Origin of the sequence: Sunxiuqinia dokdonensis, from assembly GCF_001270965.1 — a bacterium.
Classification (GTDB): Bacteria; Bacteroidota; Bacteroidia; order Bacteroidales; family Prolixibacteraceae; genus Sunxiuqinia; species Sunxiuqinia dokdonensis.
The window spans coordinates 88,634-111,389 of the sequence record NZ_LGIA01000171.1 but is presented as its reverse complement, the minus strand read 5'-3'; the positions used below and the strand labels follow the sequence as shown (position 1 = coordinate 111,389).

Genomic DNA, 22,756 nt, shown 5'->3' with positions numbered 1-22,756 from the left:
TTGGCTGCAAAGTTTCCTGGTTAACGAGACTGTGGTGGGAAGAAGGCTCGCAAAGGAGATTGATTTTAAAAAAAGTGGGCATTGATTTAAAACCGCCCGGAGCATTGTTTTGGCCATTTGGGATGTTTGATGAGATGAGCCACCCCGAGATTGAGTGAAAGCATAAAAAGGGCCGTGGAGGGCCCTTCTTAAAGCTCTTCTTGTGCCCAACTTATTTTGTATAGGCAATTCTGCGTGATGCTTTTCGTAAAAGAATATTGATTAAATCTTCGGTGCTACTGCCCACGGATCCGCTCACCCCTTTGTTGTAATTGATTAGCAATTGTCCGTCGGCGGCATTGTGAATAAACATATTCAGTACAGCTTTATTGGTGCTTCCCCAAAAGCCAATCAATGCGCCCAAGGCGATCGATGCTCCCTCGGACATGGGTTTGCTGGTTTCAAACTTACCTGATACAACCGCATCAACCTCAAGCAGTTTTGCGAGTTCTTCAGGTGTGTATTCCGTCAGGTTTTCGTAAGTGATTCCGTTCTTTTTCAGTAGCGCATTCGTTGTATTGGTGTCCTGTACTTTTACAGTTAGCTGTTCCCTTTTTTCTCTTTTCAAAAACCAGGAATACATGGCCATTTGTACACTTTCGCCTTCGGATTGCTCCATGCGCTGCAACTGTTCAGGCGAAATGTCTTTCATTTGTTTGGGGCGTAAAGAAACTGTGGCATCAAAAGGTACGACGGCGATCATTTGATGTTCCTTCGCGATTTTATCAAACGCCGGGTTTTCATACAAATGTGTTTGCGCTGCTACTGACAAGGTCAGGAAGCTGACTAATAAGCTCAGATAGAATTTTGTCATAGTTGTTTTTTTTGGTTTTCATAAAAATCGCGATAAAGATAAATTTATTTTTATTGATGATTGTGGCATGACTGTATTTTTTTGCCAAATCGGTGTGAAATAACTTTTAGCGAAAGTCTTGAAAAGAAAAACCCCTGCAACAGGCGCTGCAGGGGGTTCAATATCATGGTACCTTGTATGGGAATTTGCTTGTCGTGAAGAATTCGCTAAGCCTCGTGCAGCTCCAGGCTGGGACGGAGGACCCAGTCGTTGTCGGGCTGGACGATGAGGTTGGATGAAATGATCTTTCCTTTGGTAAAAACAGAGCTGAAGGCATTGGGATCCTTTAGCGTCTCTTTGGCTTTCTCAATACCCTTGTCATCCTGAATGGCTGATTTTATAGCTCCGCGCTGGTAATAATAGCGGGTGACGATTTCATCGGTCAGCATTTCTTTTAGCTCATCTTTAAACGACTCAAAATCCTGATCCAGCTCGTGTCCGATTTTCACTTTTAACTGTTCAAATTCTTGCTCGGCCACATCAAAGTATTTTTCTTGTTTGGCCGTTTCCATTAGCTCTTGATAAACTTTCTCCGTTTCTGACTGGTAGGAAAAACCGCGTTCTTTGACAAAAGTTTTAAAGTCGTTAAAAATGGCATCGTCGATCTTAAATTCTTCGGCAGCAGCGATCGATTCATGCTCATTGGCAAACTGGGTGGCAAAATCGAAGAACATAAACTGGCGGGCAAGATTGATGCTCAGGCTGCTCAAACGATCCAGGTCAATTTTAAGATCTGGAACAATGCCACCGCCATCGTAAACCTTGCGCCCTTTTTTTGTGGTAAATTCACTGATCAGCGAGTCGGGGACGTTGCCAACACTTCCGTCTTCGTTGCGGTGTGAGTAATCGAGGGCCTGAATACAGCGCCCGCTCGGAATGTAATATTTGGCGGTGGTTACTTTCAGTTTAGTGTTATAGCTCAGGTCGCGGGTCGTTTGAACCAGGCCTTTTCCAAAGGTACGCGTGCCAACAATAACAGCCCGGTCGAGGTCTTGCAGGGCGCCGGCAACAATTTCGGAGGCTGAGGCAGATCCCTGGTTGACCAAAACAGCCATGGGCATGACGGTGTCAATGGGATTTTCGGTGGCCGTGTAGGTTTTATCCCACTGTTTCACTTTGCCTTTGGTGCTCACCACCTCCGAACCTTTTGGAACGAAGAGATTCACGATTTCAACCGACTCCATTAACAGGCCGCCCGGGTTGGAACGCAAGTCCAAAATCAGTTTTTTTGCATCGTGTTGTTCTTTTAGCTCAACAAATGCTTTTTTTACCTGGCTGGCACAGTTGTTTGTAAAGTTCGACAAACGGATGTAGCCGGTTTCATCGTCCAACATGCCGTAGTACGGCACAGCATCAATCTGTATTTTCTCACGAACAATGGCAAGCTCCAGGTTTTTCTTTTGTCCCGGACGTTCAATCTTGACATCGACGACCTTGTTGGCAGGTCCTTTAAGCAGGTTGCTCACATCTTCCACCGACATGTTCGTGGTCGATTTTCCTGCTACTTCCAACAAAACATCTCCAGCCTTTAAACCTGACTTCTGCGCCGGAAATCCTTCATAGGGTTCCGAAATAACCACCTGGTCTCCATGCTTGGAGATCATAGCGCCAATGCCGGCATATTCGCCCGTAGTCATGAATTTGAAATCTTCCATGTCCGACTCAGGAATATAGGTCGTGTATGGGTCGAGCGATTCGAGCATTTCGTCAATACTGGTCTTTACCAAATCGGTGGGGTTGATATCGTCAACGTAAAAAAGGTTGAGTTCCCGTACCAGTGTATAGTAAATATCCAGATTCTTGTCGACCAGGAATAGTTTTTCATCGCGGTTGAATCCGGTGAATATCAATAGCACCACCAACAATCCGGCAACGATTGAAAATCCTGTTTTCTGTTTTCTGTTGTATTTCATTCTGACTTCTTTTAATGACAAACGACAAAATTAATAAAGCTTTGTTTAAAAGCGGTCGTCATTTTCAAGTAATTAGTTAAATATTCTTAAACGAAGGAGATGTAAAAGCTTTACGCAGTGTGGCCGGAAGTTTTATCTTCGTGGTATGAAACCTGTCACGAAACGCCTGTCTGCCGATTTCTTCCAAAGCGATACCCTGACTGTTGCCCGCGAATTGTTGGGGAAAACCCTGGTTCGCGTGTTTGATAACGGTGAAACCCGTTGCTACCAGATTACGGAAACCGAAGCTTACTGTGGTCAGGAAGATTTGGCCTGCCATGCCAGTAAAGGTCTGACCAAACGCACGAAGGTCATGTTCGAGCCCGGCGGAATGATTTACGTGTACCTCATCTATGGACAGTACTGGCTTTTGAATTTTGTGACGGAAGAGGCTGGTAACGGATCGGCAGTGCTGATTCGTGGTTTGAAAGGTATTGACGGCCCCGGAAGGGTGGGGCGCGAACTCCAGCTCGACCGCTCTTTTTATGGTGAAAATCTTGCTCTTTCGCCCCGGCTTTGGATTGAAGATGCTGCGCCGGCTCTCGATGTAAAAACCTCGGCACGTGTTGGAATCCATTATGCCGGTGAGCCCTGGCAGAGTAAACCCTGGCGGTTCACGCTCCGCTGAAGGCTATTCGTAAAAGCATAGTCCTAGCGCTCCGAAGCTGCTGTTTTTTGATGGTCAACCTGCCGATGCGTTCCTTTTGTCACCTTCCACCTTGTAAATCTTTGATTTAATTTTGTTTTCGGCAGTCATTTCTGTTTGGATTTTAAGAAAAAAGAAATACTTTTGCAGTCCCGATTATTGTCCGTACTTGCAGTTCTTATAAATAATTGATAATGTTGCTGGTAGAAACCTTATTAACATGCCCGGTGTTGATAAGTCGGAAACCTCCCAACCAATTGAAATGTAAGTTTTTGCAACTTTTAGTGTTAATTTAAAAAAATTAAAGGCAAGTGGATACTTTATCTTACAAGACCGTTTCGGCCAACAGCGCCACGGCAAATAAGGAATGGGTTGTTGTTGATGCAACGGATATGATACTTGGTCGTTTGGCCAGTGCTGTTGCTAAAATCCTGAGAGGAAAGAACAAACCCAACTTTACACCTCACGCAGACTGTGGGGACAATGTAATAGTGATTAATGCAGAGAAAGTGCGTTTAACAGGTAACAAAATCAGTGATAAGGTTTACCTGAGCCACACCGGCTATCCTGGTGGGCAACGTAAGCAATCACCTGCGGATATTTTGGCGAAGTATCCCGAGCGTTTGGTTGAGAAAGCTGTGAAAGGCATGCTCCCGAAAAATCGCTTGGGTCGCAAGGTTTATGGAAACATGAAAGTGTATGTTGGACCAGAGCACAAGCAAGAAGCTCAAAATCCAAGAGTAATTGATTTAAACACGATTAAATTATAACAATGGAAGTAGTAAATACCCTAGGACGTAGAAAATCTGCTGTGGCTCGTATTTATCTTAGCGAGGGCAAAGGAAATGTGACCATCAACAAAAGGGATTTAAAAGAATATTTCCCCAATGGTACGCTACAGTATATTGTTATGCAACCATTGAACCTGGTTGGTGTAGCTGATCAATATGACATCAAAGTGAATCTTGATGGGGGCGGTATTAAAGGACAGGCGGAAGCACTGCGTTTGGCCATTACAAGAGCCTTGATGGAAATTGACCCCGAGTCAAGAACAATATTGAAACAAGCCGGATTTGTGACCCGCGACCCACGCGAAGTGGAACGTAAAAAACCAGGTCAGCCAAAAGCACGGAAGCGTTTCCAATTCTCAAAACGTTAATCGAATTATTCAATCTAAATATGACTGTGGATCTGAAACTGCTGAGACTTCCTGTAAACCTGGAGCTACTCAGGGGTTGCTTTTCAACAAATTATTTATAAAAGTAAAAAGATGCCAAGAACAAATTTTCAAGAATTACTGGATGCAGGTGTTCACTTTGGCCACCTGAAAAGAAAGTGGAATCCAAACATGGCTCCGTACATTTTTATGGAGAAAAACGGAATCCACATCATCGACTTACAAAAAACAGTTGTAAAAATCGATGAGGCTGCTGCCGCCTTGAAACAAATTGCCAAATCGGGTCGCAAAATACTATTTGTGGCAACGAAGAAACAAGCGAAAGATATCGTTGCTGATTCCGTAGGGAGTGTGAATATGCCTTACGTAGTTGAGCGTTGGCCAGGAGGTATGCTAACAAACTTTCCAACCATCCGCAAAGCGGTAAAGAAAATGATTTCCATTGACAAGATGGAAAAGGAAGACAGTTGGAGTAACTTGTCAAAACGCGAAAAGTTGCAAATTACACGTCAACGGGCCAAAATGGAAAAAGTACTGGGAAGTATTGCTGACCTGACTCGTTTGCCTGCCGCCCTTTTTGTGGTTGACGTGATGAAAGAAAAGATCGCCGTGCGCGAAGCTCAAAAATTGGGTATTCCTGTATTTGCGATGGTCGATACGAATTCAAATCCTGAAGGACTTGATTTTATCATTCCTGCCAACGATGATGCTTCTCAGTCGGTTCGCCTGATCGTTCGCCTGATGTGCGATGCCATTAGCGAAGGATTGAACGAGCGCAAAGTGGAACGCGATAACGAGGGAGACGAAGAGAAACCCAAAAAAGCCAAGAGCAAAAAATCAGCCGCTAAAGCCGAAAAGGTTGAAGTGAAAGATGATGAAAACGAAGAATAATTGCTCTTTTAATAAAATAAAAATAATCAATTATGGCAATTACTGCTGCAGATGTAATGAAGTTGCGTAAAGCAACAGGAGCCGGCATGATGGACTGTAAAAACGCCCTTGCCGAAGCCAATGGCGATTTTGATGCCGCTATTCAAATAATCCGCGAAAAAGGCAAACTGGTTGCAAGCAAACGATCTGATCGTGAAGCTTCAGAAGGCGTCGTCCTGGCCGGTGTTAGTGAGAATAATCAATACGGAGCAATTGTCGTTTTGAACTGCGAAACTGATTTCGTGGCTAAAAACGAAGACTTTGTGAAAATTACCAACAAGTTTTTGGAGGCAGCCATTGCCAACAAGCCAGCCGATTTGGATGCGCTGAAAGCTTTGGAAGTTGATGGCCGTACCATCGAATCGCACGTGACCGAGCAAACCGGTGTTATTGGCGAAAAGATTGAACTGTCGTTCTTCGCCAAAGTAGAAGCAGAAGCGGTTGTTCCTTACATTCACCCGGGAAATAAATTGGCTACTTTGGTCGGTTTCAACCAGGCTGGAGTTGACACACAGGTGATGAAAGATGTGGCCATGCAAGTGGCTGCCATGAGCCCTGTTGCCGTTGATAAAGACAATGTTTCACCGGAAATCGTTGCCAAGGAACTGGAGATTGCCAAGGAAAAATTCCGTCAGGAAGGAAAACCGGAAGCGATGCTGGATAAGATTGCACAAGGCGCCTTGAATAAATTCTTCAAAGAAAGTACTTTGTTGAACCAAGCCTTTGTGAAGGATAACAAGCAAACCGTGAAAGAATACCTTCAGTCAGTAGACAAAGGATTGACAGCCACTGAGTTTGTTCGTTTTGCCCTATCTGAATAATACATTCAAAATACACAATAACGTTTAAAAAGGGGTCTCTGCTGAGGCTCCTTTTTTTTGTAGAAATAGTTTTTTGGGTCCGCTTAAACAGTCGGACTCTTCATCAAACGAATCGTCAAAAGAGACTTCACGGATTTCGTATTTGGTTTTTAAAAGTGGGTGCTGTTTTTTATTGATAAGGTGACTTCTGGGCTTCGTGAATGAGGGCGACTCGAAAAGCAGTTCCCGTTTTTAGGACTGAAGGTGTAGTCTCATGCGATAGGCATTCATGGCAAACTTGCCCAGTCGGGTGGTCAATTTGTAGTTAACAACCGCTCCAACTCCTGCGCCCACACCTGGAATTAGTTGAAACAGTTTCGCCAGGTCGAGGTGGTCGCGGTATTCTTCCCAGTAGGTTCTCCAGTCGAGTTGATTGTTGTCGTCTGGTAGTTTGTGTTTATCCCAGTCTTCGATGAGTCGATACACCTTATTCCGGTGTTCCTGACTCGAGAAAGCCAATTGAAAAACATACAAGATGAAGATCCGTTCGCGGTAGTCTTGTGTGTCGAAGCCATACTGGGCGGCCAGTTCAAACAGCATTTTTATTTTAATGGCCATCCAGAGTGGGAGGTCGGCAAAGCCCCATAAAATTCCGCCAAATCCGGTGGCTGCTCCTTCTACAGCGGCAGTTGAGCGGTAGAATTTGATGCGGTCGATGATTTTGGCTTCGCGCATTTCGAGCGGAGCATCCGACAAGACGAGGCGTGGCGTGATCAGTCCGGAACCGGTCATGATGCTCTGTGTTGTGTGTTTTATGGCTTGGGTGATGGCCTGGTGGGCCTTTTCGGGGATGATGCGGTTTGCTTTTGCCTGAAGCTTTTTAGTCGCTTCATTCAGTATGCTTGGCTTTTTTTGCATGCTGCGTTGCCAGGCATGCAATTCATCCAACACCTGTTTCCTATAGGCATCCGAACCGGAAGTATTCCTAGTCATCGCTTGGCTGGTTTTAGTAAAACGACAGTTTTACACCCGCATTTGTTTTGAGTTTGTCCGGGATCTTGGACACCAACAGCTGGTGGCGAACACGACAGCTTATTTCCTTCAAAAAAAGATACGGACTCAATTTAGCCATTCAGCGCTTCGGCACCGTTGGTTACCTCCAAAATTTCGTTGGTAATGGCTGCCTGGCGTGCTTTGTTGAAGGTCAGGGTTAAGTCTTTAATCAGATCCGTGGCATTGTCCGTTGCCTTGTGCATGGCAGTCATGCGCGCACCTTGTTCTGCGGCGTTCGAGTCGAGTAGCGCACGGTACAACTGGATTTTCAGCGATCGTGGAATGAGCTCCTCTACAATTTGCTCTTTTGTTGGTTCATAAATGAAGTCGAAATGGCTGGTTGACTCATCTTCTTCATTTTGCATCGCTACCGGAAGGAACTGTTCTGCCGTAGGAATTTGAACAGCCGCATTTTTAAATTCATTGTAAACCAGTTCAACCCGGTCGTACTTTTGTTCTTCAAAATCGGCCATCAGGTTTGTTGCCAGTTTTGATGTTTGCTCAAACGTCAGCAAGTCCAATAAGTCGTTGGCTTGTCCTACGACCGGCATCTTTTTCAATTTGAGGTATTTTTCGCCTTGTTTGCCAACAATCAAAAACCCGAGTTGCCCCGATTTCAGTTGTCTGTTGTATTTGGTCAGGGCCAGTTCGTAAGCCGTTTTGGCGATGTTTGTATTGAAGGCACCACAAAGGCCACGGTTGGAGCTAACCAGTATGATCAGCACCTTTTCGGGCTCCCGCTGCTGCGTGTAAACCGACTCGTCGCTATTTTCGAGGCTCGAACTGATTGAGCTCAGAATTTCGTGAAGTTTATCGGCATAGGGCCTGATTTGAAGGATGGCATCCTGGGCCTTTTTCAGCTTGGCCGCCGAAACCATTTTCATGGCACTGGTCACCTGCCGGGTGGTTTTTACCGATGAAATTCGTGTACGTATTTCTTTTAAACTGGCCATCTTCTGCAAATGATTGAATGGTTGAACGATCAAAATCGCAACTTTGATCGTTCAATCGTTTCACTATTTATATCGTTCTGCTACTTCTTTTGCTACTTTTTCCAGAACTCCGGTCATGTCGTCGTTCAGGATTCCTTTTCTCAATTGATCCAGTGTTGGGCGATGCTCCATTTCCAGGGTGTCAATAAAATCTTTTTCAAAAGCTTTTACTTTCTCCACCGGAACGGTGCGCAGCAGTTCCTTGGTTCCGCAGTAAATAATGGCAATTTGGTGCTCAATTTTTATCGGAGCATATTGTCCCTGCTTCAGAATTTCTACGTTTTTTCGTCCTTTATCGAGCACACGCATGGTTGCCGCGTCGAGGTCGGAACCAAACTTTGAGAATGCTTCGAGCTCGCGGAATTGGGCCTGGTCCAGCTTCAGCGTTCCCGAAATCTTTTTCATGGCTTTCACCTGTGCATTACCACCCACACGCGAAACGGAAATTCCGACGTTAATGGCTGGCCGAACGCCGGAGTTAAACAAATTCGACTCCAGGAAAATCTGGCCATCGGTAATCGAAATTACGTTGGTCGGAATATAGGCGGAAACGTCGCTGGCCTGGGTTTCAATAATGGGCAGGGCCGTCAGTGAGCCGCCACCTTTCACTTTTCCCTGCAAGCACTCGGGCAGGTCGTTCATTTTTGAAGCAATCTCATCGGATTCGATGATTTTTGCAGCACGCTCCAGCAATCTTGAGTGCAGGTAAAAAACGTCACCCGGATAAGCTTCACGGCCTGGTGGGCGGCGAAGTAGCAAGGAGACCTCACGATACGATACTGCTTGTTTGGAGAGGTCATCGAAAATAATCAAGGCATCGCGTCCGGTATCGCGAAAGTATTCGCCAATGGAAGCACCGGCGTAGGGTGCATAATATTGCAGTGCTGCCGGATCGGAGGCTGTTGCCGAAACAATGACCGTATAATCCATTGCACCATATTTTTCGAGTGTCGCTGCAATGTTGGCCACGGTGGAGCCTTTTTGTCCAACGGCCACATAAATACAGTAAACCGGCGTTCCGGCTTCGTAATTTTCGCGTTGATTGATGATCGTGTCAATAGCCACCGCTGTTTTTCCGGTTTGGCGGTCACCGATAATCAACTCGCGTTGTCCACGTCCGATCGGGATCATGGCATCGATGGCTTTAATACCGGTTTGCAGCGGTTGGGTCACTGGCTGGCGGTAGATCACTCCCGGTGCTTTCCGCTCCAGTGGCATCTCAAATTTTTCGCCTTGAATGGGACCTTTTCCATCAATGGGTTCGCCAATGGTGTTGATCACCCTGCCCAGGACGCCTTCGCCCACTTCGATGGAGGCAATGCGCTGCAGGCGCTTGACGGTGTCGCCTTCTTTGATGCCCTCGGAAGGCCCTAAAAGTACGGCGCCAACGTTGTCTTCTTCAAGGTTCAAAACAATCCCCTTGACACCATCCTGGAACTCAAGCATTTCGTTTGCTTCAACATTTGAAAGCCCGTAGATACGGGCAATACCATCACCAACCTGGAGTACTGTTCCTACTTCCTCCAATTCGGCTTGCGACTGAAAGCCTTGCAGTTGCTGTTTTAGTATTGCGGATACTTCAGCGGGTTTTATATCAGCCATTGTTTTATAGTTTTTTACTTGTTGATTTGAGTTTGTAAAAATGTTTCCTTGACCCTACGCAGTTTTGAAGCCATGCTGGCGTCAATCTGGCGGTCGTCGACACGCAAAACAAATCCTCCGATGAGTTCGGTGTCTACTCGTTGGCTTAACTCAACTTTTGTCTTGAATTCGCTTTCGAGCTGTTTTTGTATTTGTGAGACTAAATCTTCTTGTAATGGAACCGCCGTAGTAATGACGGCCGATTTGATCCCCTGATCCTGACGATAGAGCGCCGCAAAATTCAGGCAAATGCCCTGGGTAAAAATCTCCCGTTTGTTTGCTGCGACCATGGCTAAAAAATCAACCGTCAGTTGATTCACTTTTCCTTCGAAAATTGTTTTCAAAAGACTGACTTTCTTCGAGGATTTAACGACCGGGCTTTCCAAAAGCAGTTGCAGATCGGTGCTGGTTTTGATCAGTTGCCCAATCATTTCCATGTCATTCTTCACCTCATCCAGCAATTGTTTTTCTTTTGCCAGGCCGAAGAAAGCTTTCGCATAGCGGACGGTCACTTTACTTTGATCCATGAAATTATTGTAGTTTAAGATCTTTCAGGAGGTCTTCAACCAGATTTTCCTGAGAGGCTTTGTCTTTTAACTCTTTTTGGATGACTTTTTCGGCTATCAAAACTGACAGGTCAGCGATTTGTTTTCGCATTTCGCTTATGGCTGCTTGTTTTTCAGCTTGTATTTGCTGGCGTGCCGCAGCAACAATTTTTTGTCCTTCGCCGGATGCCTGGGTCTTAGCTTCAGCCAACAGTTTATCTTTTAAGTCACGGGCTTCTTTTATAATCAGATCTTTTTCCTTTTTGGCCTGGGCAATAATTTTTTCGTGGTCTGCTTTCAGGTCCTTCACTTCTTCGCGAGCTTTGTCAGCCGACGAAAGCGCATTGGCGATCGATGTTTCCCGCTCCTTTAAAGCTGTCAAAATCGGCTTCCAGGCAAACTTCTTTAGGATAACGAGTAAGATCCCAAAGATGATTGTCATCCAAAACAGGGTTCCAAAATCCGGAGTAACAAATCCCATAATTCTTGTTTTTTAAGTTGTTGTCGTCCAGCCTCCCGGCAATCCCGGGAGGGGACGACCAATAAATACAATTCTTTTAAACAAAAAGAACTAAAACACAGGTGATTACAGCAAAGAACGCAACACCTTCAATCAAGGCAGCTGATACGATCATACTTGACCGAATGTCGCCGCTTGCTTCGGGTTGGCGTGCGATTGCTTCCATGGCAGCAGCACCGATTTTTCCGATGCCCATACCAGCACCAATGGCAGCAAAACTTGCTCCAAGCGCTGCACCCAATTTTGCAAAGCCTTCAAAGGTGGCTGCTGCAGTTTCGGCATCCAGCACATCTGTTACTTGCAATAGAACTGTTAAAATAGCTGATAACATAAAGATTAATTTATAGTGTTAAAACTAGTGATGTTCTGCTTTGGCCATCCCAAAATAGAGGGCTGACAGTAAGGTGAAAACATAAGCCTGAATAAATGAAACCAACAGGTCAAGCATCAGGATAAAAAGTGAAAATACGATGGATACCGGGCTGATGGCCAAGCCTGCAGCAGTCCCCATGAGTTTTCCAAAGATAAAAATAAGGCTGATGAAAACGGTCACAATCATGTGGCCGGCCATCATGTTGGCAAAAAGACGAACCATTAAAACAAAGGGTTTGGTAATTACACCCGATAGCTCAATGATGGGCATCAGCGGGAGCGGAAACTTCAGCCACATGGGAACATCGGGGTTGAATATTTCTTTCCAGTAATGTTTGTTGCCATTGAGGTTGGTTACGGCAAACGTAAACAATGCCAGTGACATGGTGACGGCAATGTTTCCGGTAACATTGGCTCCAAACGGGAATATGGGAATCAGCCCCATTAGGTTGTTTAGCAAGATGAAGAAGAACAAGGTCAACAAAAAGGGCATGAACTTTTCGTATTTTTTATCGCCGATAGCGGGTTTGGCAATTTCGTCGCGAACGAAAAGGATGATGGGCTCAACGGTATTTTGAATGCCCTTGGGTGCCTGTCCGGTTCGCCGTTTGGCTGATTTGGCTGCGGAAACAAATATCAGGAGCAGCAGGACAACACTGAAAAGTGCTCCGGCGACCACCTTGGTGATCGATAAGTTTAATGGGAGCCCAATCACTTCTCCTTGTTGGTTAACTTCTTCAATTTTCCCGGAGTTTTCTCCGTGGTGCGAAATGCGAAAGTTCTTGTAGGTTGTGTTTCCGTGGTCAAACTTCGACGACATAAAAGCGTGCCAGCCGCTGGTTTTGCTGTACAATATAATGGGGAGTGGCACCGTAATGTGCGTTTCTCCGATGGTGGCCAAATGCCATTCAAAAGCATCGGCAACGTGGTGCATGATGTATTCGCCTGGAATAAACTCTTTGGAGTGTGAATCGTGGCTGTCACCTTCAGCAAAAGCAGGTGTTGATGTGATGCTAAAGCTTAAAAGAAAAAATAGAATAAAAGCGGTGTATCTCTGGCTTTTTATTGCTTTCATAAAGTTTTAATCAGTCTGAATGTCACTTTGAAAAAAGGTACCTCCAAATTACTAAAAAAATCAATTGTTTCAAGTTAATTGTTCAATTTTACAACGCGGCTGATTTCAGCAACTTCCAATATGGTAAAGCAAACATAAGCGATTAAATAATTGACTAAAAATAGTTTTGCCAGCTCTCGCTCTGCCATAAAAAAAACAATGGCCACAAGCAGATAGAACAACATTTTCCCTGTGCTTAAAACCATGTAGCTCGATGTAAACTTTGGCATGTTACTTCCGGCAATTCTTAACAAATAAAAGTGGACAAGGTTTGTTGTGGCAAAGAAAAAAATAAGAATAAATGGCCACAGTTTAAAGTGGTGTTGCGGAATGATCTGATTATAAAGAATCCAGGCAGTGAAGGCGAGTGAAAGAGTTAGGAGAACTGACCGGAGAATAAATCGCTTCATGAGTGCATTCATTTGAGAAACTTTTTAATGGCATGGTAAATGGCGGCAATAACAGAAATGATCATAAGTGCCAGGGTAAAAGCCGGAAAAGATAAATCAAGCCACTGATCAATCTTAAAACCGATAAAGACACCAAGTGCCATGATGGTGACCATTTCAAAAGCCAGGCTGGAATATCGGATAAAACTGTCGAACTTTTGCTTATGCTTTTTTAAGTTCTTTGGGTTCATCATGTTTGATTTGTTCACCCATTTTGCACGAACCCGAAAATAAAGCACCGGGTTCAATACTCAACTTTCCTGTGCTGATTTCTCCGTAAACTTTCGATGAAGATTTCAGGCTCAAGTGCTGTTCGATCTGAAGTTTGCCCTTTTGAAATCCGGATATCTCGGAGTCTTTGCATCGAACCTCTCCGGTCACTTTGCCGGTGATGCCGATAACAACTCTGCCGGAGCAGTCTAAGTTGCCGTTCAGTTCACCGTCTATTCTGATGTCGCCATCCGAAGCAACATCTCCGGTAATGCGCGTTCCTTTGCCTATTAGGTTAATTCCTTGAGAATCAACTTCGCTGCTTATTTTTGCCATGCTATTTGTTTTTTTGAAGACCATCAAATATACTAAGAATCGGATTTAAATCGTCTGACTTTCTGCAATCTTCTCCCAAAGGTGCGGCAGCAACCAGGAAGATATTTCTTCTTGGGTTACCACCAAGTCTCAGCTTGGTTTTATATACCGGAACAATTGTGGGTCAGTTACTATAGCAAACGATCAGATCCAAGGTTTAGTCTGTGGGGCAAAAAACCGGTTAATTGTTGAAATGATACAGGAAGATGATGGTGCCATCAAAAGCGGGTTTTTTGTTGCCTTCAATTTCCATCTGAACCCGAAGTTTTATCCGGCTAATTCCCCGAAGGTTGGTGCACTCCTGTAGCCACACATGGGTGCGTACTTTGCTGTTTACCAATACCGGAGCACTAAATTTAAACTGTTCAATACCATAGTTGACCAACATCTTAAAGTTCTTCACTTCCACCACTTGTTCCCACATAAAGGGAAGTAAGGAAAGGGTTAGGTAGCCATGGGCGATGGTGCTGCCAAAAGCGCCTTCGGTTTTTGCTTTTTCGGGATTGGTGTGAATCCATTGGAAATCAAGCGTAGCTTCGGCAAATTTATCGATTTGTTCCTGGGTTACCGTGTGGTATTCCGAAACGCCCAACTTTTGGCCCAGGTGGTTTTCGAATTCTTGGTGGCTTTGAATTAACAGTCTGCTCATGAGGGGTATCTTTTATGTTGCTGTGAAATTATTGGTCTGTGTCGTAGGCCCATTTCAAATACATGGAGCCCCAGGTAAAACCGGCGCCAAAAGCAGCCAGGATAATGTTGTCGCCTTTTTTCAGCTGACTTTCATAATCGTACAAACAAAGGGGGATGGTAGCAGCCGTGGTGTTACCATACTTTTGAATGTTGATCATGACTTGTTTTGGGCTGATTTTCATGCGGCGTGCAACTGCGTCAATAATGCGCATGTTGGCCTGGTGCGGAACCAGCCAGGCCAGATTTTCAGGCGTGACCTTGTTTTTCTCCATGATTTCGACGGCTACATCGGCCATGCGCGAAACGGCATATTTGAATACCGTTTGGCCGTCCTGGTGAACGTAGTGCATGCGGTTTTCAACGGTTTCAGCCGAAGCTGGAAATTTGGACCCGCCAGCTTTCATGTGCAAGTAGTGGCGTCCTTTGCCGTCGGTGTGATTGATGTGGTCGATAATGCCAACATCTTCGGTCGTGGGCTCAAGCAAAACTGCCGCGGCACCATCGCCAAATAATGGACAGGTTGTCCGGTCGGTGTAGTCGGTTATCGACGACATCATGTCGGCACCAACAATGATTACCTTCTTGTATCGGCCACTTTCAACAAACTGAACTCCGGTTGTTAAGGCAAATACAAAGCCGGAACAGGCCGCGTTGATATCGAAACTCCACGCATTGGTCAATCTTGCTTTCCGGCTGATCACGTTGGCTGCTGCCGGCAGCGGACGGTCGGGAGTGATGGTGGCGCAAATCACCAAATCAATTTCGTCGGGATGGGTGTTCGTTTTTTTCAGCAGTTCGTTCACTGCTTCCGTTCCCATGTCTGATGTGGCTTTCCCTTTTTCTTTCAGGATGCGTCGTTCTTTGATGCCGATGCGTTGCATGATCCATTCATCGGTGGTTTCAACCATAGTGCTTAACTCTTCATTGGTGAGCCTGTATTCAGGCAAATAAGCACCAATGCCCGTAATAGCAGCACGAATATCTCGCATAGTTTATTCTTTATTCAATCCAATACGGCAGTCATTTCCTGAATGAAAGCACATTGGCCGTTAATTAACAAAATTCAGTTAAAAATAATTGCGAAAGATAGGGTGAAAAATTCGAACAGCAAAGAAAAATGAGGCAAAAGAATACCTGTAAGTCGCTTTAAAACAATTAATTAAAATGTTCGAAAAGTTTATTGAAGGGGTAAAAAAAGATCAGAAGAGGCTGTCTTCTGATCGTGCTATGAAGGTTAAACAGTAACGTCTTTTTCGATTGCGAGCTTACCGCGGTAATACCCACATTCAGGACAAACCGTATGGTATTTTACGGTAGTTCCGCAGTTTGAACACGTTGCAAGCGTTGATGGCGTTGCTTTATAGTGTGTTCTTCTCTTATCCCTTCTGGATTTTGATGTTTTGTGTTTTGGATGTGCCATTTTAAAAAGTCTTTATTTGTTACCTAATAATTTTTTCAATTCGTCCCACCTGGAATCTGTTTCCGGGCTTTCTTCTTCGGATTCTTGCTTTACAGACAAGAAGTTCAGTCTCTCCAGCATTTCCGGATTGCACAGGCTTTCGCCCCGGGCATCGTCCGGATGGACATGTTTTATCGGGATCGATAAAATAATAAAGTCATAAATGAGTTTGGCCACATTGATGTGGGTTTCATCGGGAGCAATCCAGATCACATCGTCGCCATCTTCAAATTTTTCTTCACCATACTTGACGAACACTTTGTTTTGACTTTCAATCGGCTGATCAAACAAGTCTAAACAGCGATCGCACTGTATATTTACCGTTCCTTTTACATGAAACCAAAGAACTATTAACGCACTTCTTTTTTCCAGTTCCAGCTTGACTTCAACGCGGCCGTCTCCGGCGATTTCTCCGTCGAAATACTCAAAGAATTGCTTTCCTACCTGATAGTCAAAATCATGCTTGCCAATTGCAAGTCCTTTGAGTGCAATGTTGTATGCGTTTAAATATGCCATTGCTTGGAAAAAAGTGTTGCAAAAGTATAAAAAATAAACAAAAGGAGAAAATTATCTGATTTTTTTAACAAGGAAACCATTATTTTCTGCAAAATTCTTTCATTCAAGGAATTATCAGAATTAGTAATGTTGAAAAGTCAGTGGCGTCGCAGTACAATACGGAAGGTGGTTCCTTTGCCTACTTCCGACTGCCTGATGAAGATTTTACCTTGATGATAGTTCTCAATAATGCGTTTTGAAAGCGAAAGCCCCAGTCCCCACCCGCGTTTTTTGGTGGTAAAGCCAGGTTCGAAAATGGTTTTAAACTGCGATTTTGGAATGCCCTTGCCATTGTCTGAAATATCGAGCATCAAATGATCGTTTTTTTGCAACAACTGCAGTTTGATTATCCCGTCGGATTCGATGGCGTCGATGGCATTTTTACATAGATTTTCAATCACCCAGCTGAAAAGGGCAGCATTGTGAGGAACATCGTAGCGAATCGTTTCATCCAGTCCAAGTTCGAAGCGAACCTTTTTCGACGATCGTTTTTCAAGGTAGCTGATCGTGGATTGCAAAACCTGTTTCAGATCGTTGGTGATGAGTTCGGGAGCTGAACCAATTTTGGAAAAGCGCTCGGTGATTTTTTCGAGGCGAGAAACATCTTTTTGAATTTCTTCAATCATGTTTTCATCGATGTTTTTCATTTTCAGGATTTCGACCCAGGCCATTAACGATGATATGGGCGTTCCGAGCTGGTGGGCGGTTTCTTTCGACATGCCCACCCAAACTTGATTTTGCTCTGCTTTTCGCGATGTGCTAAAGGCAAAATAGGAGACCGAGATGAACAGCATGATTACGCCGAACTGTACCAACGGAAAGTAACGCAGGTTTTGCAGCAGGTTAGAGTCGCGGTAATATAAATATTGGGAGACATTCGCTGAAAGAACAATTTCAATGGGCGCTTTTTGGCTTTTCATTTTCGCCAGTTCATGCTGCAACACTGTTTCCCTGCGTTTTTCATTGTATTTGATGTTGCGGTCACCTAAAATAGTGCCGTTCTCATCAGTATAGATGATCGGGATTGTCGTGTTGTTGCCCATAATGGTTTGGTGAAATGTCAGATCCTGTTTTCCACCATCATCTGTGTCAACCAGCCGTTTCATGGCTTCGGCCCAAAGTTCCACGCTTTTTCGTTCCTGCACCGACATTTGGCCAATCAGCCAATTGGTGTAAAGCAGCGAGCCGGCTCCGATGAGCACAGCTGAAATGAGAAGGAGGAGTTTCCAACGACGTTTTTTAAAATAGAGTTCCAAAGTAATATGGGTTGGTTTATTTTGCTAAACGAATCGTCTTGAAATAAAGTATTGAGGCCGACGAAATTACTCCGGTCGCTGGAGCAATTCCATGCAAGCCTGGTAAATTCCTTTTTGGTCGAAGCCACAGTCGCGCTGCAATTCTTCGGGCGTTCCATGTTCAACAAACTGATCGGGTACCCCCAGGCGGACCAATTTGGCTCGGTAATCGTTGGCAGCCATAAACTCGATCACGGCAGAACCAAAACCTCCCTGGGTTACGCCATCTTCCACCGTAATGACTTTTTTGAATTGCTTAAACACCTGGTTGAGCAAGTCTTCGTCAAGTGGTTTGACAAACCGTAGGTCATAATGGGCAACTGAAATATCTTTATTTTTGAGCGATTTCACAGCGCGCGAGGCCGCAATTCCAGCGGTTCCAATGGTTAGAATAGCAAGTTCATCGCCTTCGGAAATGGTTCGGCCTTTTCCAATTTCTATCAGCTCAAACGGCTGTTGCCAGTCAACCTTACATCCGCAGCCTCGTGGGTATCGTATCGAGAAAGGCCCCATGTTTTCCTGTTGCGCGGTGTACATCAGGTTGCGCAGCTCAATCTCATCCATGGGAGCCGACACAATCATGTTGGGAATGCTGCGCATGTAGGCGAGGTCGAACACCCCGTGATGGGTTGCTCCGTCGGCACCAACTAGTCCGCCGCGGTCGAGGCAAAACACCACATTCAGGTTTTGGATGGCCACATCGTGAATAATTTGGTCGTAAGCCCGCTGCATAAAGCTGGAATAGATATTGCAAAAAGGCACCAGTCCCTGAATCGCCATGCCAGCCGAGAAAGTCACCGCATGGGGTTCGGCAATCCCAACGTCAAAAGCGCGGTCGGGCATTTTTTCCATCATGATGTTGAGCGAACTTCCGGTGGGCATAGCCGGCGTAACGCCAACGATTTTGGGGTTCAATTCGGCCAGTTCCACAAGCGTGTTGCCAAACACATTCTGAAACTTGGGTGGTTTGTTCAATTCGCATTCACAACCGATGATTTCACCAGTTTCTTTGTCAAATTTGCCGGGGGCGTGATAAACCGTTTGGTTCATTTCGGCCAGCTTAAAACCTTTACCTTTTTTGGTGAGCACGTGAAGTAACTTCGGACCTTTGATGGCACGCAAGTCGCGCAACACTTGGGCCAGGTATTCCACATCGTGTCCGTCAACCGGGCCAAAATAGCGGATGCCCAGACTTTCAAAAAGGTTGGACTCTTTTAGCAGGTAGGATTTCAACGCGCCTTCTGTTTTTTGCACCAGCCGCCTGGCTTTTGGCCCAAAACCGTTGAGTTTTCCCAGTCCTTCCCAAATCTCATTCTTGAGCTTGTTGTAAGTGCTCGATTTAGAGATGTTTAGTAAATAGTTGCTAACACCACCCACGTTGGGGTCGATGGCCATATTGTTGTCGTTCAGTATGATGAGTACATCTGAATTGTTCCAGGCCGCATTGTTTAATCCTTCAAAGGCCATTCCTCCAGTCATGGAGCCATCGCCAATAACAGCGACAATTTTTCGGTCTTTTTCCTTTTTTACGGTTGCGGCCTGGGCCATGCCAAGTGCTGCCGAAATGGAAGTGCTGGCATGTCCAACGCCAAAAGCATCATATTCACTTTCCGAAGGTTTTGGAAAGCCGCTGATACCCTTGTATTTTCGGTTGGTGTGAAATTCGGCCCTGCGGCCTGTTAAAATCTTGTGACCATAGGCCTGGTGCCCCACATCCCAAATCAGCTGATCGTAAGGGGTATTGTACACGTAGTGAAGGGCGACGGTGAGTTCCACAACGCCGAGGCTCGCGCCCAGATGGCCGGGGTTGTTCGACACCTCTTCAATGATAAACTGTCGGAGTTCATCGCAAAGCGGGGTTAAATCCTCCACTTTTAGCTTACGCAAATCAGATGGAATATGAATCGTTTCCAGTATACGTCCCACAGGTTCTTCCATGAAAAAAAATTAGGGGTCAAAGATACAATTTCTATTAGTTTCAGCCTGAATTAAAAGTTGATTTATATTTAACAGCGTATGTTCTACACGAGGTTTTGATAGTGATGACTAAATCCGTGTCATTTTTCGTGCTCGGTTTTCAAAGGTCACAATTTCTTCAAAGCCGATCTTTTTCATCAGGTTGATGGCCGTTTCATAGTGGCGGGCAATTTGGTTTGTGGCGTGGGCGTCCGACGAGATGGTCATGGGAATGTGGTGTTGGTAGCAAAGGGTGACAATCTCTGGGCTGGGCGTTAATTCGGCGCAGGGACGATCCAGTCCGCCGGTGTTGAGTTCAACCACCACATTGTTTTCTTTGATGACTTTTAAGGTCTGTTCCAGAAGTTGGCTTTGGTCACTTTCAGGATAAACGCGAAATTTTTTGATGATGTCGAGGTGGCCGATGGTATCGAACAAACCCGACTTGGCAGCCAGTTGGATCAGTTCGTAGTACATGTTGTAGAGTTCATCATTCGTCCATTTTCCGTACAGCGACTGATCGGTGTCGAAATTCCAGTCGCCAATAAAATGAACCGAGCCAATGACATAGTCAAGTGGCAAACTGCTGATGATTTTCAGGATTTCTTTTTCCTTGCCGGGGAAATAGTCCATTTCAATACCGTAGCGCACTTTAATTTGTGCGCTGTATTTGTCGCGCAGTTCGAGGATTTGTTCGGTCATCACCGGAATGTCAATGGGCATCACGGCCCAGTCAACGGGCTTGAGACAAACGTGATCGCTAAATCCAACTTCCTCCAGCCCGGAATCAATGGCTGCTTTGACCATCTCTTCGTAGGAGTTTTTCCCGTCAGATAAAAGGCTGTGCATGTGATAATCAACCAATCCTACCATAGTTTATTGTTTGATTTACAAGGTGAATGTTTCAAACGGATGATGAAAATTGTGATTCCGGCTTCTTGTTTTGCGTGTTAAAATTAATGAAAGCAAACGAATATAAAAATGGGATGAAACGAACATGTTGCTCCGCACACAAACACGAATGAAAATAATATTCAACAACATGTGAGTTCCATCAGGCCATTAAAAAACTAATTATTTACTGATGAAAATTCGATTGAATCATGTCAGTCGAAGCTGATTTTCGTTTTGGAAGGTAGGAGTGGATGAGACTTGGGCAAAAAAATTGAGGCAGCTTCAACAAGCTGCCTCAAAGCCATGAAAACAATTAAACAATGTTCAGAAAACAGAAAACTAGAAACAATTATATCGTTAAAATCTCTTGATTTTTTTCCTCCAATAAGCTGTCGACCTTTTTCCCGAAGTTATCGGTCATCTCCTGCACTTCTGCTTCGGCATCTTTTTGCAAGTCTTCTGACAAGCCTTCTTTCAGCAGTTTTTTCAAACCTTCGTTGGCTTCTTTTCGTGCGCCGCGAATACTGATCCGGGCTTTTTCGCCTTCCTGACTCACTTGCTTGGTCAGGTTTTTCCTGCGTTCTTCGGTCAGCGGCGGAACAGCAATTCGAATAATCTCTCCGTTATTTTCAGGATTGAAACCCAGGTTTGCATTCATGATTGCCTTTTCGATGGGCGAAATCATTTTCTTTTCCCAAGGTTGAACGGCAATACTACGTGCGTCGGGCGTACTCAAGTTCGAAACCTGATTCAAAGGAGTCATACTTCCATAGTAATCCACCATAATTCCGTCCAGCATCCGGGTTGAAGCTTTGCCGGCACGAATATGAACCAATTCATTTTCTAAATGGTCAATGGCAGCGTCCATTTTTTCTTTGCAAACTTCAAGTATCAATTCTAATTCTTCTTCCATATCCAAATAAATGGTCCGTTTTTTTGTGCTGTGAGCAAATATAGAAAAAATTAAAGAATTTTGGAATTTCTTAACTTTTTTAATCGGGAATTGACTTTTATCAATCGATTAAACGTGTACCAGTGTTCCAATATCCTCGCCAGACAAGACTTTCAGCAGGTTGCCTTTCTTGTCCATGTTGAAAACAACGATCGGTAAATGATTTTCCTTACACATGGTTGTGGCCGTCAGGTCCATCACTTTTAAGCCCCGGTTGTATATTTCATCAAACGAAATTCGGTCAAACTTGGTGGCTGTCGGGTCTTTTTCGGGGTCGGCAGTATAAATACCATCCACTCGTGTTCCTTTCAGCATGGCGTCGGCTTCAATTTCAATTCCGCGTAGCGACGAGCCGGTGTCTGTTGTAAAATACGGGTTGCCGGTTCCGGCCGAAAAGATGGCCACTTCTCCCCGTTCCAGGGTTTCAATGGCTTTGTCTTTCGAGTAAAACTCGCCAACAGGCTCCATGCGAATCGCCGTCAAAACTTTCGACTTGACACCATTGGCGGTGAGTGCCGAATTCAGGGCCAGACTGTTGATCACGGTGGCCAGCATGCCCATTTGATCGCCTTTTACGCGGTCAAATCCCTTGGCCGCTCCACTCAGCCCGCGGAAAATATTGCCGCCGCCAATCACTATTCCAATCTGAACCCCCAGGGCTACCGCTTCCTTGATCTGCATGGCGTAGTCATTCAGTCGTTCCTGGTCAATACCGTAAGCTTGTTCGCCCATGAGCGATTCGCCGCTCAGTTTTAACAGCACGCGTTTGTATGTGGTCATTTTTCTTTCGTTTGCCGCAAAGGTAGAAATATTCTAAAAATGAAATTACCCCAATTGCCCGCCAGGGGTATTTATTAAAGGAATGAATTCCGGTTTCATAATTAATTACTAATTTTACGCCCGCTGATTTTCAAGAGATATGGAACAATTAAATGTGATTTTATTTTTGGTTGGTTTTTTTAGAACCGTGCTTGTGATCGTGATCATTTATTACGCGATCAAGATTCTTACAAAATATGTTTTGCCGATGTTTATTAACCAGCCAAAGCAACATCGCGATTTTCGCGACCCACGGAACTCAAAGCCTGAAGGTGAAGTGACCATCGAAAGAGACCGTCATAAAAACGGACGAGTGTCAAAGGATGAAGGGGAGTATGTCGATTTTGAAGAAGTCGATTGAACGGGGAGAGAGCACATGGAGCAGTATCTGTGATTCTTCAGTTTTAATCCAGTATCCAGCATCCAGTATCTAGTATCAAGCATCCAGTATCCAGTATCAAGCATCAA

Annotated in this window: 27 protein-coding genes; 6 read left to right on the top strand and 21 right to left on the bottom strand. The window is 44.8% G+C overall.

Going from position 1 to position 22,756, the window contains the following annotated elements; translation table 11 throughout:
• Positions 1-211 precede the first annotated feature (211 nt).
• Both NC99_RS14440 and NC99_RS14435 read right to left on the bottom strand, forming a co-directional pair.
• Positions 212-853: a hypothetical protein gene (locus NC99_RS14440; protein WP_053185000.1), complete on the bottom strand. Its 642-nt coding sequence runs from the start codon at positions 851-853 to the stop codon at positions 212-214.
• Between the two features lie 206 nt (positions 854-1,059).
• Positions 1,060-2,805 carry a S41 family peptidase gene (locus NC99_RS14435; RefSeq protein ID WP_082326500.1) on the bottom strand — a complete coding sequence of 582 codons (1,746 nt, stop codon included), beginning with the start codon at positions 2,803-2,805 and terminating at the stop codon, positions 1,060-1,062.
• Between the two features lie 145 nt (positions 2,806-2,950).
• Here NC99_RS14435 and NC99_RS14430 point away from each other — a divergent pair, with 145 nt between their 5' ends.
• The 5 genes from NC99_RS14430 (at position 2,951) to tsf (ending at position 6,418) form a co-directional block, all read left to right on the top strand.
• Entirely contained in the window at positions 2,951-3,472 is a 522-nt protein-coding gene (locus NC99_RS14430; RefSeq protein ID WP_053184998.1) for a DNA-3-methyladenine glycosylase, read from the top strand.
• Between the two features lie 329 nt (positions 3,473-3,801).
• The gene (gene rplM, locus NC99_RS14425) at positions 3,802-4,260 is read left to right on the top strand and encodes a 50S ribosomal protein L13 (RefSeq protein WP_053184995.1); all 459 of its coding nucleotides are present in this window, start codon (positions 3,802-3,804) and stop codon (positions 4,258-4,260) included.
• A 2-nt stretch (positions 4,261-4,262) separates the two neighbouring features.
• Positions 4,263-4,649 (top strand): 30S ribosomal protein S9, encoded by a 387-nt coding sequence (gene rpsI, locus NC99_RS14420; RefSeq protein ID WP_053184992.1) that lies wholly within the window; start codon positions 4,263-4,265, stop codon positions 4,647-4,649.
• A gap of 111 nt (positions 4,650-4,760) precedes the next feature.
• Positions 4,761-5,558: a 30S ribosomal protein S2 gene (gene rpsB / locus NC99_RS14415; protein ID WP_053184989.1), complete on the top strand. Its 798-nt coding sequence runs from the start codon at positions 4,761-4,763 to the stop codon at positions 5,556-5,558.
• A 32-nt stretch (positions 5,559-5,590) separates the two neighbouring features.
• Positions 5,591-6,418, top strand: coding sequence for a translation elongation factor Ts (gene tsf, locus NC99_RS14410; RefSeq protein WP_053184986.1), 828 nt, complete (start codon positions 5,591-5,593; stop codon positions 6,416-6,418).
• Positions 6,419-6,649: 231 nt separating this feature from the next.
• On the opposite strand, the gene NC99_RS14405 is transcribed toward tsf, so the two are convergent.
• The 19 genes from NC99_RS14405 to pyrH form a co-directional block, all read right to left on the bottom strand.
• The gene (locus NC99_RS14405) at positions 6,650-7,390 is read right to left on the bottom strand and encodes an EcsC family protein (RefSeq protein WP_053184983.1); all 741 of its coding nucleotides are present in this window, start codon (positions 7,388-7,390) and stop codon (positions 6,650-6,652) included.
• A gap of 131 nt (positions 7,391-7,521) precedes the next feature.
• Positions 7,522-8,403: an ATP synthase F1 subunit gamma gene (gene atpG / locus NC99_RS14400; RefSeq protein WP_053184980.1), complete on the bottom strand. Its 882-nt coding sequence runs from the start codon at positions 8,401-8,403 to the stop codon at positions 7,522-7,524.
• A 63-nt stretch (positions 8,404-8,466) separates the two neighbouring features.
• Entirely contained in the window at positions 8,467-10,044 is a 1,578-nt protein-coding gene (gene atpA, locus NC99_RS14395) for a F0F1 ATP synthase subunit alpha (protein WP_053184977.1), read from the bottom strand.
• Positions 10,045-10,058: 14 nt separating this feature from the next.
• The gene (gene atpH, locus NC99_RS14390) at positions 10,059-10,610 is read right to left on the bottom strand and encodes an ATP synthase F1 subunit delta (RefSeq protein WP_053184975.1); all 552 of its coding nucleotides are present in this window, start codon (positions 10,608-10,610) and stop codon (positions 10,059-10,061) included.
• Positions 10,611-10,614: 4 nt separating this feature from the next.
• Positions 10,615-11,109, bottom strand: a complete 495-nt coding sequence (locus NC99_RS14385) for a F0F1 ATP synthase subunit B (protein WP_053184972.1) — start codon at positions 11,107-11,109, stop codon at positions 10,615-10,617.
• Positions 11,110-11,185: 76 nt separating this feature from the next.
• On the bottom strand, positions 11,186-11,479 hold the full coding sequence (atpE, locus tag NC99_RS14380) for an ATP synthase F0 subunit C (RefSeq protein ID WP_053184969.1): 294 nt from the start codon (positions 11,477-11,479) through the stop codon (positions 11,186-11,188).
• A 24-nt stretch (positions 11,480-11,503) separates the two neighbouring features.
• Positions 11,504-12,595, bottom strand: coding sequence for a F0F1 ATP synthase subunit A (gene atpB / locus NC99_RS14375; protein ID WP_053184965.1), 1,092 nt, complete (start codon positions 12,593-12,595; stop codon positions 11,504-11,506).
• A gap of 74 nt (positions 12,596-12,669) precedes the next feature.
• Positions 12,670-13,044: a hypothetical protein gene (locus NC99_RS14370; RefSeq protein ID WP_157624915.1), complete on the bottom strand. Its 375-nt coding sequence runs from the start codon at positions 13,042-13,044 to the stop codon at positions 12,670-12,672.
• An 8-nt stretch (positions 13,045-13,052) separates the two neighbouring features.
• Entirely contained in the window at positions 13,053-13,277 is a 225-nt protein-coding gene (locus tag NC99_RS14365; RefSeq protein ID WP_053184961.1) for an AtpZ/AtpI family protein, read from the bottom strand.
• Positions 13,246-13,629: a bactofilin family protein gene (locus tag NC99_RS14360; protein WP_053185035.1), complete on the bottom strand. Its 384-nt coding sequence runs from the start codon at positions 13,627-13,629 to the stop codon at positions 13,246-13,248. The genes NC99_RS14365 and NC99_RS14360 overlap by 32 nt, the downstream gene beginning before the upstream one ends.
• Before the next feature lie 220 nt (positions 13,630-13,849).
• Positions 13,850-14,317 (bottom strand): MaoC family dehydratase, encoded by a 468-nt coding sequence (locus NC99_RS14355; protein WP_053184958.1) that lies wholly within the window; start codon positions 14,315-14,317, stop codon positions 13,850-13,852.
• A 28-nt stretch (positions 14,318-14,345) separates the two neighbouring features.
• The gene (locus NC99_RS14350) at positions 14,346-15,347 is read right to left on the bottom strand and encodes a beta-ketoacyl-ACP synthase III (protein WP_053184955.1); all 1,002 of its coding nucleotides are present in this window, start codon (positions 15,345-15,347) and stop codon (positions 14,346-14,348) included.
• Positions 15,348-15,592: 245 nt separating this feature from the next.
• A complete protein-coding gene (gene rpmF / locus NC99_RS21660) occupies positions 15,593-15,778 on the bottom strand; it encodes a 50S ribosomal protein L32 (RefSeq protein WP_082326499.1) in 186 nt (61 codons plus the stop codon).
• Between the two features lie 12 nt (positions 15,779-15,790).
• Positions 15,791-16,333 carry a YceD family protein gene (locus NC99_RS14345; protein WP_053184952.1) on the bottom strand — a complete coding sequence of 181 codons (543 nt, stop codon included), beginning with the start codon at positions 16,331-16,333 and terminating at the stop codon, positions 15,791-15,793.
• 137 nt (positions 16,334-16,470) lie between these two features.
• The gene (locus NC99_RS14340) at positions 16,471-17,628 is read right to left on the bottom strand and encodes a sensor histidine kinase (RefSeq protein ID WP_082326498.1); all 1,158 of its coding nucleotides are present in this window, start codon (positions 17,626-17,628) and stop codon (positions 16,471-16,473) included.
• 66 nt (positions 17,629-17,694) lie between these two features.
• On the bottom strand, positions 17,695-19,605 hold the full coding sequence (gene dxs / locus NC99_RS14335; RefSeq protein ID WP_053184944.1) for a 1-deoxy-D-xylulose-5-phosphate synthase: 1,911 nt from the start codon (positions 19,603-19,605) through the stop codon (positions 17,695-17,697).
• A gap of 108 nt (positions 19,606-19,713) precedes the next feature.
• Complete coding sequence (locus tag NC99_RS14330) at positions 19,714-20,496, bottom strand: histidinol-phosphatase HisJ family protein (protein ID WP_053184941.1); 783 nt, start codon at positions 20,494-20,496, stop codon at positions 19,714-19,716.
• A gap of 370 nt (positions 20,497-20,866) precedes the next feature.
• Positions 20,867-21,430, bottom strand: a complete 564-nt coding sequence (frr, locus tag NC99_RS14325) for a ribosome recycling factor (protein WP_053184938.1) — start codon at positions 21,428-21,430, stop codon at positions 20,867-20,869.
• A gap of 108 nt (positions 21,431-21,538) precedes the next feature.
• Positions 21,539-22,249, bottom strand: coding sequence for a UMP kinase (pyrH, locus tag NC99_RS14320; protein WP_053184935.1), 711 nt, complete (start codon positions 22,247-22,249; stop codon positions 21,539-21,541).
• 139 nt (positions 22,250-22,388) lie between these two features.
• Between pyrH and NC99_RS14315 the strand changes: the two genes are divergently transcribed.
• On the top strand, positions 22,389-22,649 hold the full coding sequence (locus tag NC99_RS14315; RefSeq protein WP_053184932.1) for a hypothetical protein: 261 nt from the start codon (positions 22,389-22,391) through the stop codon (positions 22,647-22,649).
• The last annotated feature ends 107 nt before the right edge of the window (positions 22,650-22,756 follow it).